Here is a 16173-nt window from a genome sequence, read left to right on the forward strand (position 1 = left end):
GCGCTCCGCGCGGCGCTGTTGGCTTCGATCTCCGCCTCCTGGTGTGTGGGCCCGAACATAAACCGGTCGTACGGCTCCACCCTCTCCCGGCGCCCCCCGCCGGGGCGGGGGCCCCCCCGCCCCACCCGCTGATCTGAGCGGGTTCAGTACTTACTGCCGTGCGCGGGCTCAGGCCTTGGCCTCCGCCAGGAGCTTCTGGATCCGAGAGACACCCTCGACGAGGTCCTCGTCACCCAGCGCGTACGACAGCCGCAGATAGCCCGGCGTGCCGAAGGCCTCGCCCGGGACGACCGCGACCTCGGCCTCCTCCAGGATCAGCGCGGCCAGCTCGACGGAGGTCTGCGGGCGCCTGCCGCGGATCTCCTTGCCGAGGAGCGCCTTCACCGAGGGGTACGCGTAGAACGCGCCCTCGGGCTCCGGGCAGAGCACGCCGTCGATCTCGTTGAGCATGCGCACGATCGTCCGGCGGCGGCGGTCGAAGGCCTCGCGCATCTCGGCGACGGCCGTCAGGTCGCCCGAGACGGCGGCGATCGCGGCGGCCTGGGCCACGTTCGACACGTTCGACGTGGCGTGGGACTGCAGGTTGGTCGCGGCCTTCACCACGTCCTTGGGGCCGATGAGCCACCCGACCCGCCAGCCGGTCATCGCGTACGTCTTCGCCACGCCGTTGACCACGATGCACTTGTCGCGCAGCTCAGGAAGTACTGCCGGCAGCGAGGTGAACTTCGCGTCCCCGTAGACCAGGTGTTCGTAGATCTCGTCCGTCATCACCCACAGGCCGTGCTCGACGGCCCAGCGGCCGATGGCCTCGGTGTCCTCGGCGCTGTAGACGGCACCGGTCGGGTTGGAGGGCGACACGAAGAGGACGACCTTGGTCTTCTCCGTACGGGCCGCCTCCAGCTGCTCGACCGAGACGCGGTAGCCGGTCGTCTCGTCCGCGACGACGTCCACCGGGACACCGCCGGCGAGACGGATCGACTCGGGGTACGTCGTCCAGTAGGGGGCCGGGACGATGACCTCGTCGCCCGGGTCGAGGATCGCGGCGAACGCCTCGTAGATGGCCTGCTTGCCGCCGTTGGTCACCAGGACCTGGGAGGCGTCCACCTCGTAGTGGGAGTCACGCAGCGTCTTGGCGACGATCGCCGCCTTCAGCTCGGGAAGGCCGCCGGCCGGCGTGTAGCGGTGGTACTTCGGGTTCTTGCATGCCTCGATGGCGGCCTCGACGACATAGTCCGGGGTCGGGAAGTCGGGCTCACCGGCGCCGAAGCCGATCACCGGACGTCCGGCGGCCTTCAGGGCCTTGGCCTTGGCGTCCACGGCGAGGGTGGCGGACTCGGAGATCGCGCCGACTCGGGCGGAGACCCGGCGCTCGGTGGGAGGGATTGCAGCGCTCATGGGCCCATCGTTTCAGACCGGAAACGTCCCCGGCACACTGGTTTCACAGACTGGGCAACGCCGGACGAACCCGGGGCCGGGTACGCACAAAGTCCTTACGGACACTTTCTGTTCGACGACCGGCCGCCGACCACGTACACTCTCACCTCGTTGGCCTTCACCGGCCGCGCTCTTCCGGTGCACTCCGAGCACCCGGGCGGATGCGGTACGTTGTGGGGGAAGCAAAGGGTCGTAGCTCAATTGGTAGAGCACTGGTCTCCAAAACCAGCGGTTGGGGGTTCAAGTCCCTCCGGCCCTGCTACACACTCCTTTCACCAGGATGTGTGCACATGTACGTACTGCATTGCACCGCCGTGCGGCTCACACCGGGCGCGGCACGGCCACGACCCGGAATCAGGTGAGGACGAGTGACGGACGCCGTGGGCTCCATCGACATGCCTGATGCCCAGGATGAGGCGCCGGAGTCCCAGAAGAAGGGCCGCAAGGGCGGTAAGCGTGCCAAGAAGGGCCCGCTGAAGCGCCTTGCCCTCTTCTACCGCCAGATCGTCGCGGAGCTCCGCAAGGTTGTCTGGCCGACCCGTAATCAGCTGACGACGTACACCACAGTGGTGATTGTGTTCGTTGTCATCATGATCGGTCTGGTGACTGTGATTGACTTCGGACTCGACAAGGCCGCCAAGTACGTCTTCGGCTAGGCCAAGCGCGAAGGGCGCCGTACCCGGCGCCCGCTTTCGCGTGTTCCACCCCCATGATCCAGGAAGAAGCAGCCACCGTGTCTGACCCGAACCTGAACGATGCCGTCGAGTCGGTCGAGTCCCGTGACGACGAACTCGACATCGTCGAGGGCGCGGACGTCGAGGACGAGGTCGAGGCTGCCGACGCCGCGGCGGGCGAGCCCGCCGAAGAGGCCGCGCTGCACGTCGAGGACGAGTCCGGTGAGGACGGCGAGGGCGACACCGCTCCGACCGCCTCCGACGAGGACACCGACGCCGCGACCGACGAGGACGAGAGTGCCGACTCCGACGAGGAGGAGGCGGAGGAGGCCGAGCCGGTCGACCCCGTCACCGCCCTTCGTGAGGAACTCCGTTCGCTGCCCGGCGAGTGGTACGTCATCCACACGTACGCCGGTTACGAGAACCGCGTGAAGACCAACCTCGAACAGCGTGCCGTCTCGCTGAACGTCGAGGACTTCATCTTCGCGGCCGAGGTGCCGCAAGAAGAGGTCGCGCAGATCAAGAACGGCGAGCGCAAGACCATCAAGCAGAACAAGCTCCCCGGCTACGTGCTGGTGCGCATGGATCTGACGAACGAGTCCTGGGGTGTCGTCCGCAACACCCCTGGCGTCACCGGCTTCGTGGGCAACGCCTACGACCCGTACCCGCTGACGCTGGACGAGATCGTCAAGATGCTCGCCCCCGAGGCCGAGGAGAAGGCAGCCCGCGAGGCCGCCGAGGCCGAGGGCAAGCCGGCGCCGTCCCGCAAGCTCGAGGTCCAGGTGCTGGACTTCGAGGTGGGCGACTCGGTCACCGTCACCGACGGCCCCTTCGCGACGCTGCAGGCGACCATCAACGAGATCAACGCCGACTCGAAGAAGGTCAAGGGCCTCGTCGAGATCTTCGGCCGCGAGACTCCGGTGGAGCTCAGCTTCGACCAGATCCAGAAGAACTGACGTTCTTTCGGACCGTACGCTTCCGACCAGGTCAGACAGACTCTCGCTGGGGGTATCTCCCGCTTGCGGGGGACCGTCTGACCTGCTCGGTTTTAGGCTGCGCACCGATACCCGTTATCGTTGTGCGGTATGCCTCCATCCGGATGATCCGGATTGGATGGCCGGAAACTCTCACTAGGACCCGGAGAGAGCAATGCCTCCCAAGAAGAAGAAGGTCACGGGGCTTATCAAGCTCCAGATCCAGGCCGGTGCGGCCAACCCGGCGCCGCCGGTCGGCCCCGCACTGGGCCAGCACGGCGTCAACATCATGGAGTTCTGCAAGGCCTACAACGCGGCGACCGAGTCGCAGCGCGGCTGGGTCATCCCGGTGGAGATCACGGTCTACGAAGACCGCTCCTTCACCTTCATCACCAAGACCCCGCCGGCCGCGAAGATGATCCTCAAGGCCGCTGGTGTCGAGAAGGGCTCCGGCGAGCCCCACAAGACCAAGGTCGCCAAGATCAGCCAGGCCCAGGTCCGCGAGATCGCCACGACCAAGCTGGCCGACCTCAACGCCAACGACCTGGACGCCGCGTCGAAGATCATCGCCGGCACCGCCCGTTCCATGGGCATCACGGTCGAGGGCTGATCCCCACCCCTGCAGAACACCGTGGCAGGGCCTGCTCGGCCCCTACCACGACTCCTCAGAGCACACAGGAGCAGTAGTGAGCAAGCGCAGCAAGTCTCTCCGCGCTGCGGACGCCAAGATCGACCGGGAGAAGCAGTACGCCCCGCTCGAAGCCGTCCGTCTCGCCAAGGAGACCTCCACCTCCAAGTTCGACGGCACCGTCGAGGTCGCCTTCCGTCTGGGTGTCGACCCGCGCAAGGCCGACCAGATGGTCCGCGGCACCGTGAACCTCCCGCACGGCACCGGCAAGACCGCCCGGGTCCTGGTCTTCGCGACCGGTGACCGTGCCGAGGCCGCGACTGCCGCCGGCGCCGACATCGTCGGTTCCGACGAACTCATCGACGAGGTCGCGAAGGGGCGTCTGGACTTCGACGCCGTCGTCGCCACCCCGGACCTCATGGGCAAGGTCGGCCGCCTGGGCCGTGTCCTCGGCCCGCGTGGTCTGATGCCGAACCCGAAGACGGGCACCGTGACCCCGGACGTGGCCAAGGCCGTGACCGAGATCAAGGGCGGCAAGATCGAGTTCCGCGTCGACAAGCACTCGAACCTGCACTTCATCATCGGCAAGGCGTCGTTCGACGACACGCAGCTGGTGGAGAACTACGGCGCCGCGCTCGACGAGATCCTTCGTCTGAAGCCGTCGGCCGCCAAGGGTCGCTACATCAAGAAGGCCACGATCAGCACCACGATCGGCCCCGGCATCACGCTGGACTCGAACCGCACCCGCAACCTCCTCGTCGAGGAGGACCCGGCCGCCGTCTGAGCCTGACGCTCACCGGTAGCCGCGTCGCAGACGCGATTTCAGGACGGGCCCCGCAACCTTTCGAGGTGCGGGGCCCGTCTTTGTGTCCGGCGCCGGTTCTCGGCGCCTGGCGCCCCGCCGCCCGGTGACCGCCGCCCGGCGCCCGGTACCCGGTGCCCGTTTCCGGGTCGGATGTCGGTGGCCTGCGCTAGCGTGCGAGGCACAGGAATCGCATAGGGGGACGAATGATGAACTCGATCGTGCGCCGGGTGACCGTCTCGATAGCGGTGGCGGCCGCCCTGACCGGAGCCGCTGCCTGTAGCGGCTCGGGCTCCGACGGGGGTTCCAGAGGGGACGGCGAGGGTTCGGCGGCGGACGGCAAGGGCGCCGGCGAGGCCAGGACCCGTACGGACGCGATCGTGGCCCTTCGGTCCGTGGAGAAGAGCACCGGCGGCGCCGACTCCGCCAAGGTCGAGTCCACCACGACCATGGGCACGATGATGTCGATGAAGGCGGACGGGGCTCTCGGCTGGGCCGACGGGCTCACCGGCAATCTGACGATCACGTACACCGGCGGCACGATGGCCGACCAGATGCGCCAGCTGGGCACCACCTCCATGGAGGCCCGCTATCTGCCGGACGCCTACTACGCGAAGATGGGCGACAAGTTCGCCGAGCAGTCCGGCGGCAAGCACTGGATCAAGTACGACTACGACGACCTGGCGAAGCTCGCCGGCGGCTCGGGCGCGTACATGAAGGACCAGATGCAGAACACCACGCCGAACCAGTCGGTGAAGCTGCTGCTGGCCTCCGGGGACGTCGAGAAGGTCGGCGAGGAGAAGGTGCGCGGCGAGGACACCACGCACTACTCGGGCACGGTCGACGTCGCGGATCTCGCGGGCCGGAACTCGTCCCTCTCCGCGAGTCAACTGGCCGATCTGAAGAGCCAGCTGGAGCAGGCGGGCGTGACCACCGAGACCATCGACATCTGGGTGAACGACAAGGACCTGCTGGTCAAGAAGGCCGAGAAGGGCGAGCTGGCGACCGGCTCGATGTCCTCGACGGCGTACTACAGCGACTACGGCGTCGAGGTCGCCGCCGACGAGCCCGCGGCGGGGGACACCGCGGACTTCAAGGACCTGGTGCGGAGCCGGCCGACGGGCTGACGCCGCCCGGCGGCCCCCCGGCCGGACTCCAGCCCCATCCCCGGCCCCCGCCCGCCCGGCCGGATTGGGCCCCCGCCCGGCCTCCCTCCCCGAAAGCCACAGGCATCACACGCGTCACAGGCGTCACACAGGTCACGTGACAACTCGGAGGACTGTCTGAACCCCGCTGGGATACGCTCGCGGCTTGTCTGTGAATCGCTCATTTGTTCCTGGGGGGACCATGAAGCTTTCTGTGCGCACATCCGTACGCCACAAGGCGACCGGCGCGGTCGTCGCCGCGCTCGTCCTCGGCGGGGGTGCCGTCGGCTGTTCCAAGGGGGACGAGGAGTCCCCCGAGATGACGCCCGCCGCGGCCGTCGCCAAGGCGGCGAAGAAGACCGAGGACATCACCTCCCTCAGCTACCGGATGACCGGCAGGACTCCGGAGGAGGGGCGCATCAAGGCCGAGGCCCAGATGCGCATGAAGCCCGACGTCGCCATGAGCATGAAGATGACCGCCCTCGACCAGGGGAAGGACGGCAACGCCGAGATCCGCCTGGTCGACAAGGCGATGTACATCGGCGGGGGCGCCGCGGCGGCCAAGGAGATGGACGGCAAGAGCTGGATCAAGTTCGACATGTCCACGCTCGGTGACGACGCGCTGGGCGGGGGCGGGGCCCCGGGCGCCGGGACGGCCGACAAGAACCCGGCGCAGGAGTCCACCTTCCTCACCGGCTCCAAGGACGTGAAGAAGGTCGGCAGCGAGAAGGTCGAGGGCGTCGAGACCACCCACTACAAGGGCACGGTCACCCTCGACGAGTTCCGCAAGTCCCTCAAGAGCGAGAGCAAGGCCACCCGTGAGAAGCGGGAGAAGAGCCTTGAGCAGTACGAGAAGCTGGGCCTGGACGCGCTCACGATGGACATGTGGGTCGACGGCGAGGACCACACCAAGCAGTTCCGCATGCAGGGCGACGCCGACAAGGGCAAGCTCGACATGACCATCACCTTCCTCGACTACAACAAGCCCGTGACCGTCGAGGCCCCGCCGGCCAAGGACGTCATGGACCTGGCCGAGATGATGGGCGACCTCAAGGGCTGACGGCCCCGGGGGCATGGATTTGCTTGACAGTGCCCCGTTCACGTAATCTTCCACAGAAGCCAAAGACCGCTGGTCGTTGCCGTGCTCTCGTCAGAGGACGCGGTGACCGAAGGATCCGCTGAATTGCGGACGACCCGCGCAGGTGACTGTGGATGAGCTCCCGGACAGTCCCGTACTTCGTACGGATTCCGTCTGGTAGAGCCACGCCCCGTGCGCCTGCGCCGGGGCGTTTCGTTTTCCCAGTCTCCTTCTGAGCGGTCCTCATCACCCGGAAGGAGGCCACGCTTATGGCAAGGCCCGACAAGGCTGCCGCGGTAGCCGAGCTCGCGGACCAGTTCCGTAGCTCGAACGCCGCTGTGCTGACCGAGTACCGGGGTCTCACCGTGGCGCAGCTCAAGACGCTGCGTCGTTCGCTCGGTGAAGACGCCCAGTACGCCGTGGTGAAGAACACGCTGACCAAGATCGCGGCCAACGAGGCCGGGATCTCCACGCTCGACGACCTGTTCAACGGTCCGACAGCGGTTGCCTTCATCTCCGGTGACCCGGTGACGTCGGCGAAGGGTCTTCGTGACTTCGCCAAGGACAACCCCAACCTCGTCATCAAGGGCGGTGTCCTTGACGGCAAGGCGCTGTCCGCCGACGAGATCAAGAAGCTTGCGGACCTCGAGTCCCGCGAGGTTCTGCTCTCCAAGCTGGCGGGTGCCATGAAGGGCAAGCAGTCCCAGGCTGCCTCCCTCTTCCAGGCGCTCCCGTCGAAGTTCGTCCGCACCGCGGAGGCGCTTCGCGTCAAGCTCGAAGAGCAGGGCGGTGCCGAGTAACTCGGCTCGCGCAATGACCGCCGCCTGAGGCGACGGTCGCAGCGGGCCGAACGTACGCCCGCCTCACCAGTACATCCCGGCACCTGCCGAATGAGTGGAAGGACGCCATCATGGCGAAGCTGTCCCAGGAAGAGCTGCTCGCGCAGTTCGAGAACCTCACCCTCATCGAGCTCTCCGAGTTCGTGAAGGCCTTCGAGGAGAAGTTCGACGTCACCGCCGCCGCCGCGGTCGCCGCCGGCCCCGCCGCCGCTGCCGCCCCGGCCGAGGCCGAGGCCGAGCAGGACGAGTTCGACGTCATCCTCACGGGTGCCGGCGAGAAGAAGATCCAGGTCATCAAGGTCGTGCGTGAGCTCACCTCGCTGGGTCTGAAGGAGGCCAAGGACCTCGTCGACGGCGCTCCGAAGCCCGTCCTGGAGAAGGTCGACAAGGCCGCCGCCGAGAAGGCTGCCGAGTCCCTCAAGGGCGCCGGCGCCTCCGTCGAGGTCAAGTGACCCGACGAGTCCGCCAGGACTCCTGCGGGCCGCGTAGAGCCGCTTTCGTAGCGGTGTAACGCTGACGCACCGAAGAGCGATCACCCATCTGGGTGGTCGCTCTTCGGCGTTCGAGGGGGCCGTGCGGCGACTGCCTTGCGCTGTAGGTCGCGACGAGTATGGTGATCTTCGTTCGTGCCTCCAGCCGCCCGTGACGGGCTGCAAGACAGGTTGCAAGTGACGGTGGCAGCACCCGGTTCGGGCTTGGGGGGCCTTGACGAACCGCACGCAGCGCGCAATTCTCAGGACGCGTCGTCACAACGATCCGGATCCGAGGCATGGATCGGCGGCGAAGAGGGCAGTATCGATGTGCATCGAGGGCGTGGCTTGCAGCAGGGGTTGAGAACAACGAGGGTCTTCAAAAACCCGCACTGGACATCAGTGGGCCTAGTGGCTACACTGACCCTTTGCGCTGCCTGTTAGCTGCCTCCTGCCCGTCACCAGGGGCATACCCTCGCTTGAGCACCGTGGATGGAACTGACTCTGACCTGGTCGTATTCGACCGGATCGGGAGACGTTCGTCCTGGGGCCCCGCTTGGGACCGGTACGCGCGTAGTGAGTCCGAGCCCTCGGAAGGACCCCCTCTTGGCCGCCTCGCGCACTGCCTCGACCGCGAATACGAACAACGGCGCCAGCACCGCCCCGCTGCGCATCTCCTTTGCAAAGATCAAGGAGCCCCTCGAGGTTCCGAACCTTCTTGCGCTGCAGACCGAAAGTTTTGACTGGCTGCTCGGCAACGACGCGTGGAAGGCTCGTGTCGAGGCGGCTCTGGACAGTGGACAGGACGTCCCCACGAAGTCCGGTCTGGAGGAGATCTTCGAGGAGATCTCCCCGATCGAGGACTTCTCAGGGTCGATGTCCCTGACGTTCCGCGACCACCGCTTCGAGCCTCCCAAGAACTCGATCGACGAGTGCAAGGAGCGCGACTTCACGTTCGCCGCACCGCTCTTCGTCACCGCCGAGTTCACCAACAACGAGACCGGCGAGATCAAGTCCCAGACCGTCTTCATGGGTGATTTCCCGCTCATGACGAACAAGGGCACCTTCGTCATCAACGGCACCGAGCGTGTCGTGGTGTCGCAGCTGGTCCGTTCGCCGGGTGTCTACTTCGACTCCTCCATCGACAAGACGTCCGACAAGGACATCTTCTCCGCGAAGGTCATCCCGTCCCGGGGTGCCTGGCTGGAGATGGAGATCGACAAGCGCGACATGGTCGGTGTCCGCATCGACCGCAAGCGCAAGCAGTCCGTCACCGTCCTGCTCAAGGCTCTCGGTTGGACGACCGAGCAGATCCTCGAGGAGTTCGGCGAGTACGAATCCATGCGCGCCACCCTGGAGAAGGACCACACCCAGGGCCAGGACGACGCGCTGCTCGACATCTACCGCAAGCTGCGTCCGGGCGAGCCGCCGACCCGTGAGGCCGCGCAGACGCTGCTTGAGAACCTCTACTTCAACCCCAAGCGCTACGACCTCGCGAAGGTCGGCCGCTACAAGGTCAACAAGAAGCTGGGCGGCGAAGCGCCGCTCGACGCCGGGATCCTGACCGTCGAGGACATCATCTCGTCGATCAAGTACCTGGTGAAGCTGCACGCCGGTGAGACCGAGACCGTCGGGAACAACGGCACCTCGATCGTCGTCGAGACCGACGACATCGACCACTTCGGCAACCGCCGTCTGCGCAACGTGGGCGAGCTCATCCAGAACCAGGTCCGTACGGGTCTGGCGCGTATGGAGCGAGTCGTCCGCGAGCGCATGACGACCCAGGACGTCGAGGCGATCACGCCGCAGACCCTGATCAACATCCGGCCGGTCGTCGCCTCCATCAAGGAGTTCTTCGGCACCAGCCAGCTGTCGCAGTTCATGGACCAGAACAACCCGCTGTCGGGTCTCACCCACAAGCGCCGTCTGTCGGCGCTTGGCCCGGGTGGTCTCTCCCGTGAGCGGGCCGGCTTCGAGGTCCGTGACGTGCACCCCTCGCACTACGGCCGCATGTGTCCGATCGAGACCCCCGAAGGCCCGAACATCGGCCTGATCGGCTCGCTCGCCTCCTACGGCCGGGTCAACGCGTTCGGCTTCGTCGAGACGCCGTACCGACGGGTCACCGCCGGTGTCGTCACCGACGAGGTCGACTACCTGACCGCCGACGAGGAGGACCGCTTCGTCATCGCGCAGGCCAACGCCGTGCTCAACGACGACATGCGGTTCAACGAGGCCCGCGTCCTGGTCCGCCGCCGTGGCGGAGAGGTCGACTACGTCCCCGGTGACGACGTCGACTACATGGACGTCTCGCCGCGCCAGATGGTGTCCGTCGCGACCGCGATGATCCCGTTCCTGGAGCACGACGACGCCAACCGTGCCCTCATGGGCGCGAACATGATGCGCCAGGCCGTGCCGCTGATCACCGCCGAGGCCCCCCTCGTCGGTACGGGCATGGAGTACCGCTGCGCCGTCGACGCCGGTGACGTCATCAAGGCCGAGAAGTCGGGTGTGGTCCAGGAGGTCTCCGCGGACTACGTCACGGTGGCCAACGACGACGGCACCTACACCACCTACCGGGTGGCCAAGTTCTCCCGCTCCAACCAGGGGACCTCGGTCAACCAGAAGGTCGTCGTCAACGAGGGCGACCGGGTCATCGAGCACCAGGTGCTCGCCGACGGCCCGGCCACCCAGGAAGGCGAGATGGCGCTGGGCAAGAACCTGCTCGTCGCCTTCATGCCGTGGGAGGGTCACAACTACGAGGACGCGATCATCCTGTCGCAGCGCCTCGTGCAGGACGACGTCCTCTCCTCGATCCACATCGAGGAGCACGAGGTCGACGCCCGTGACACCAAGCTCGGCCCCGAGGAGATCACCCGGGACATCCCGAACGTCTCCGAGGAGGTCCTCGCCGACCTCGACGAGCGCGGCATCATCCGTATCGGTGCCGAGGTCGTCGCCGGTGACATCCTGGTCGGCAAGGTCACGCCCAAGGGCGAGACCGAGCTGACCCCGGAGGAGCGCCTGCTCCGCGCGATCTTCGGTGAGAAGGCGCGCGAGGTGCGCGACACCTCGCTGAAGGTGCCGCACGGCGAGATCGGCAAGGTCATCGGCGTCCGCGTCTTCGACCGTGAAGAGGGCGACGAGCTGCCGCCGGGCGTGAACCAGCTGGTTCGTGTCTACGTGGCGCAGAAGCGCAAGATCACGGACGGCGACAAGCTCGCCGGCCGGCACGGCAACAAGGGTGTCATCTCCAAGATCCTTCCGATCGAGGACATGCCCTTCCTTGAGGACGGCACGCCGGTCGACATCATCCTCAACCCGCTGGGTGTCCCGTCCCGAATGAACCCGGGACAGGTCCTGGAGATCCACCTCGGCTGGCTCGCCAGCCGCGGCTGGGACGTCTCCGGGCTCGGCGAGGAGTGGGCGCAGCGCCTCCAGGCCATCGAGGCCGACAAGGTGGAGCCCGGTACCAACGTCGCCACCCCCGTCTTCGACGGTGCGCGTGAGGACGAGCTGGCCGGTCTGCTGCAGCACACGATCCCGAACCGCGACGGCTCACGCATGGTGCTCCCGACCGGTAAGGCGCCGCTGTTCGACGGCCGCTCCGGCGAGCCGTTCCCGGAGCCGGTCTCGGTCGGCTACATGTACATCCTCAAGCTCCACCACCTGGTCGACGACAAGCTGCACGCCCGCTCGACCGGTCCGTACTCGATGATCACCCAGCAGCCGCTGGGTGGTAAGGCCCAGTTCGGTGGCCAGCGATTCGGTGAGATGGAGGTGTGGGCGCTCGAGGCTTATGGCGCCGCTTACGCCCTCCAGGAGCTGCTGACCATCAAGTCCGACGACGTGACCGGCCGCGTGAAGGTCTACGAGGCCATCGTCAAGGGCGAGAACATTCCTGAGCCCGGCATTCCCGAGTCCTTCAAGGTGCTCATCAAGGAAATGCAGTCGCTCTGCCTCAACGTGGAGGTGCTGTCCTCGGACGGCATGTCCATCGAGATGCGCGACACGGACGAGGACGTCTTCCGCGCCGCGGAGGAGCTCGGTATCGACCTGTCCCGGCGCGAGCCGAGCAGCGTCGAAGAGGTCTGACGGGTCTGGCCGGGGCTCGCTGAACACGAGCCCCGGCTAACCAACCCCGGACCCCAGTCAGACCAGTGAAGAATCGACCCCGAAAGAGGGATTGACGACAAGTGCTCGACGTCAACTTCTTCGACGAGCTGCGGATCGGCCTTGCTACCGCTGACGACATTCGTCAGTGGTCCCACGGTGAGGTCAAGAAGCCGGAGACCATCAACTACCGCACCCTCAAGCCCGAAAAGGACGGACTCTTCTGCGAGAAGATCTTCGGTCCGACCCGGGACTGGGAGTGCTACTGCGGTAAGTACAAGCGCGTCCGCTTCAAGGGCATCATCTGCGAGCGCTGCGGCGTCGAGGTCACTCGCGCCAAGGTGCGTCGTGAGCGGATGGGTCACATCGAGCTGGCCGCTCCCGTCACCCACATCTGGTACTTCAAGGGCGTTCCGTCGCGGCTGGGCTACCTGCTCGACCTCGCCCCGAAGGACCTCGAAAAGGTCATCTACTTCGCCGCGTACATGATCACGTACGTCGACGACGAGCGTCGTACGCGTGACCTGCCCTCGCTGGAGGCGCACGTCTCCGTCGAGCGTCAGCAGGTCGAGAACCGTCGCGACTCCGACCTTGAGGCCCGCGCCAAGAAGCTCGAGACCGACCTGGCCGAGCTTGAGGCCGAGGGCGCCAAGGCCGACGTGCGCCGCAAGGTGCGCGAAGGCGCCGAGCGCGAGATGAAGCAGCTGCGCGACCGTGCGCAGCGCGAGATCGACCGTCTCGACGAGGTGTGGACCCGCTTCAAGAACCTCAAGGTCCAGGACCTCGAAGGTGACGAGCTGCTCTACCGCGAGCTGCGCGACCGCTTCGGTACGTACTTCGACGGATCGATGGGTGCCGCGGCGCTGCAGAAGCGCCTGGAGTCCTTCGACCTCGACGAAGAGGCCGAGCGCCTCCGCGAGATCATCCGTACCGGCAAGGGCCAGAAGAAGACCCGTGCGCTGAAGCGGCTGAAGGTCGTGTCCGCGTTCCTGCAGACGTCCAACAGCCCCAAGGGCATGGTCCTCGACTGCGTCCCGGTCATTCCGCCGGACCTCCGCCCGATGGTGCAGCTGGACGGTGGCCGCTTCGCGACCTCCGACCTGAACGACCTGTACCGCCGTGTGATCAACCGCAACAACCGTCTGAAGCGGCTTCTCGACCTCGGCGCGCCCGAGATCATCGTGAACAACGAGAAGCGCATGCTCCAGGAGGCCGTGGACGCCCTCTTCGACAACGGTCGTCGTGGTCGCCCGGTCACCGGTCCCGGCAACCGCCCGCTGAAGTCCCTGAGCGACATGCTCAAGGGCAAGCAGGGTCGTTTCCGCCAGAACCTCCTCGGCAAGCGCGTGGACTACTCCGCGCGTTCCGTGATCGTCGTCGGTCCGCAGCTCAAGCTGCACCAGTGCGGTCTGCCGAAGGCGATGGCGCTGGAGCTCTTCAAGCCGTTCGTGATGAAGCGCCTGGTGGACCTGAACCACGCGCAGAACATCAAGTCGGCGAAGCGCATGGTGGAGCGCGGCCGCACGGTCGTGTACGACGTCCTCGAAGAGGTCATCGCCGAGCACCCGGTTCTGCTGAACCGTGCGCCCACCCTGCACCGCCTCGGCATCCAGGCCTTCGAGCCGCAGCTGGTCGAGGGCAAGGCCATCCAGATCCACCCGCTCGTCTGCACCGCGTTCAACGCGGACTTCGACGGTGACCAGATGGCCGTGCACCTGCCGCTCTCCGCGGAGGCGCAGGCCGAGGCCCGCATCCTGATGCTGTCCTCGAACAACATCCTCAAGCCCGCCGACGGCCGTCCGGTGACGATGCCGACCCAGGACATGGTCCTCGGTCTGTTCTTCCTCACCACCGACGGCGAACTGCGGGACGTCAAGGGCGAGGGCCGGTCCTTCGGCTCCTCGGCCGAGGCGATCATGGCGTTCGACGCCGGCGAGCTCTCGCTGCAGTCGCGCGTGGACATCCGCTTCCCGGTGGGCACCATCCCGCCGCGCGGCTGGACCCCGCCGGCCCGCGAGGAGGGCGACCCGGAGTGGCAGCAGGGTGACACCTTCCGCCTGAACACCACCCTGGGCCGCGCGCTCTTCAACGAGCTGCTGCCCGAGGACTACCCGTTCGTCGACTACGAGGTCGGCAAGAAGCAGCTCTCCGAGATCGTCAACGACCTCGCCGAGCGGTACCCCAAGGTCATCGTGGCGGCGACGCTCGACAACCTGAAGGCTTCCGGCTTCTTCTGGGCGACCCGTTCCGGCGTCACCGTGGCCATCTCCGACATCGTCGTTCCCGACGCGAAGCGCGCGATCGTCAAGGGCTACGAGGACCAGGACGAGAAGGTCCAGAAGCAGTACGAGCGCGGTCTGATCACCAAGGACGAGCGCACGCAGGAGCTCATCGCGATCTGGACCAAGGCGACCAACGAGGTCGCCGAGGCGATGAACGCGAACTTCCCGAAGACCAACCCGGTCTCGATGATGGTGAACTCCGGTGCTCGCGGAAACATGATGCAGATGCGTCAGATCGCGGGTATGCGTGGTCTGGTGTCGAACGCCAAGAACGAGACGATCCCTCGTCCCATCAAGGCGTCCTTCCGTGAGGGCCTGTCCGTGCTGGAGTACTTCATCTCCACGCACGGTGCCCGTAAGGGTCTGGCGGACACCGCCCTGCGTACCGCCGACTCGGGTTACCTCACCCGTCGTCTGGTGGACGTCTCGCAGGACGTCATCATCCGCGAGGAGGACTGCGGCACCGACCGCGGTCTGCGCCTGGAGATCGCCGAGGTCGGCGCCGACGGCGTGCTGCGCAAGGCGGAGAACGTCGAGACCAGCGTGTACGCACGTGCGCTGGCCGAGGACATCACCGTCGACGGGCGGGTGCTGGCCCCGGCCAACACCGACCTCGGCGACGTCCTCATCGACGAGCTCGTCAAGCACGGCATCAAGGAGGTCAAGACCCGCTCGGTCCTGACCTGCGAGTCCGCCGTCGGTACCTGCGCCATGTGCTACGGCCGTTCGCTGGCCACCGGCAAGCTGGTCGACATCGGTGAGGCGGTCGGCATCATCGCCGCCCAGTCCATCGGTGAGCCCGGCACGCAGCTGACGATGCGTACCTTCCACACCGGTGGTGTGGCCGGTGACGACATCACCCAGGGTCTGCCCCGTGTCGTCGAGCTCTTCGAGGCTCGTACGCCGAAGGGTGTCGCCCCGATCTCCGAGGCCTCCGGCCGCGTGCGGATCGAGGAGACCGAGAAGACCAAGAAGCTCGTCGTCACCCCGGACGACGGCAGCGACGAGACGGCGTTCCCGATCTCGAAGCGTGCCCGACTCCTGGTCAGCGAGGGCGAGCACGTCGAGGTGGGCCAGAAGCTCACCGTGGGTGCCACCAACCCGCACGACGTGCTGCGCATCCTGGGTCAGCGTGCCGTCCAGGTCCACCTGGTCGGAGAGGTCCAGCGGGTCTACAACTCGCAGGGCGTGTCGATCCACGACAAGCACATCGAGATCATCATCCGGCAGATGCTGCGCCGTGTGACGATCATCGAGTCGGGCGACGCGGAGCTGCTGCCCGGCGAGCTCGTCGAGCGGTCGAAGTTCGAGACCGAGAACCGTCGTGTGGTGCAGGAAGGCGGCCACCCGGCCTCCGGCCGTCCGCAGCTGATGGGTATCACCAAGGCCTCGCTCGCCACCGAGTCGTGGCTGTCGGCGGCGTCCTTCCAGGAGACGACCAGGGTTCTGACGGACGCGGCGATCAACGCCAAGTCCGACTCCCTGATCGGCCTCAAGGAGAACGTCATCATCGGTAAGCTCATCCCGGCCGGTACGGGTCTGTCCCGCTACCGCAACATCCGGGTCGAGCCGACCGAGGAGGCCAAGGCCGCGATGTACTCGGCCGTCGGCTACGACGACATCGACTACTCGCCGTTCGGCACGGGCTCCGGCCAGGCCGTTCCGCTGGAGGACTACGACTACGGTCCGTACAACCAGTAGGCGGGTCGCCTGAACAGGGCGCCTGATCGAGTCTGA

General features: G+C 66.6%; 11 protein-coding genes and 1 tRNA gene. 11 read left to right on the forward strand and 1 reads right to left on the reverse strand.

Going from position 1 to position 16173, the window contains the following annotated elements:
- Positions 1-168 precede the first annotated feature (168 nt).
- A complete protein-coding gene (locus ACFVH5_RS06925; RefSeq protein WP_384801174.1) occupies positions 169-1395 on the reverse strand; it encodes a pyridoxal phosphate-dependent aminotransferase in 1227 nt (408 codons plus the stop codon).
- A gap of 225 nt (positions 1396-1620) precedes the next feature.
- On the opposite strand from ACFVH5_RS06925, the gene ACFVH5_RS06930 reads away from it, so the two are divergent.
- The 11 genes from ACFVH5_RS06930 to ACFVH5_RS06980 all read left to right on the forward strand — a co-directional run bounded on the left by ACFVH5_RS06930 (position 1621) and on the right by ACFVH5_RS06980 (position 16137).
- Positions 1621-1693, forward strand: a tRNA-Trp gene (locus ACFVH5_RS06930).
- A gap of 109 nt (positions 1694-1802) precedes the next feature.
- Positions 1803-2090, forward strand: coding sequence for a preprotein translocase subunit SecE (secE, locus tag ACFVH5_RS06935; protein WP_055610500.1), 288 nt, complete (start codon positions 1803-1805; stop codon positions 2088-2090).
- A 77-nt stretch (positions 2091-2167) separates the two neighbouring features.
- A complete protein-coding gene (nusG, locus tag ACFVH5_RS06940; RefSeq protein ID WP_385832546.1) occupies positions 2168-3064 on the forward strand; it encodes a transcription termination/antitermination protein NusG in 897 nt (298 codons plus the stop codon).
- 193 nt (positions 3065-3257) lie between these two features.
- Positions 3258-3692, forward strand: coding sequence for a 50S ribosomal protein L11 (gene rplK / locus ACFVH5_RS06945; RefSeq protein WP_267028676.1), 435 nt, complete (start codon positions 3258-3260; stop codon positions 3690-3692).
- Between the two features lie 76 nt (positions 3693-3768).
- Entirely contained in the window at positions 3769-4494 is a 726-nt protein-coding gene (rplA, locus tag ACFVH5_RS06950) for a 50S ribosomal protein L1 (RefSeq protein ID WP_107020982.1), read from the forward strand.
- 224 nt (positions 4495-4718) lie between these two features.
- Positions 4719-5639, forward strand: a complete 921-nt coding sequence (locus ACFVH5_RS06955) for a hypothetical protein (RefSeq protein WP_385832547.1) — start codon at positions 4719-4721, stop codon at positions 5637-5639.
- 220 nt (positions 5640-5859) lie between these two features.
- Complete coding sequence (locus tag ACFVH5_RS06960) at positions 5860-6717, forward strand: DUF1396 domain-containing protein (protein WP_385832548.1); 858 nt, start codon at positions 5860-5862, stop codon at positions 6715-6717.
- A 287-nt stretch (positions 6718-7004) separates the two neighbouring features.
- A complete protein-coding gene (gene rplJ / locus ACFVH5_RS06965; RefSeq protein WP_107020985.1) occupies positions 7005-7535 on the forward strand; it encodes a 50S ribosomal protein L10 in 531 nt (176 codons plus the stop codon).
- Positions 7536-7645: 110 nt separating this feature from the next.
- Positions 7646-8026, forward strand: a complete 381-nt coding sequence (rplL, locus tag ACFVH5_RS06970) for a 50S ribosomal protein L7/L12 (protein WP_107020986.1) — start codon at positions 7646-7648, stop codon at positions 8024-8026.
- 624 nt (positions 8027-8650) lie between these two features.
- Positions 8651-12136 (forward strand): DNA-directed RNA polymerase subunit beta, encoded by a 3486-nt coding sequence (rpoB, locus tag ACFVH5_RS06975; protein ID WP_384801190.1) that lies wholly within the window; start codon positions 8651-8653, stop codon positions 12134-12136.
- A gap of 101 nt (positions 12137-12237) precedes the next feature.
- Positions 12238-16137: a DNA-directed RNA polymerase subunit beta' gene (locus ACFVH5_RS06980; protein WP_385832549.1), complete on the forward strand. Its 3900-nt coding sequence runs from the start codon at positions 12238-12240 to the stop codon at positions 16135-16137.
- Positions 16138-16173 lie beyond the last annotated feature (36 nt).

Source organism: Streptomyces sp. NPDC127119, from assembly GCF_042677425.1.
Lineage (GTDB): Bacteria > Actinomycetota > Actinomycetes > Streptomycetales > Streptomycetaceae > Streptomyces.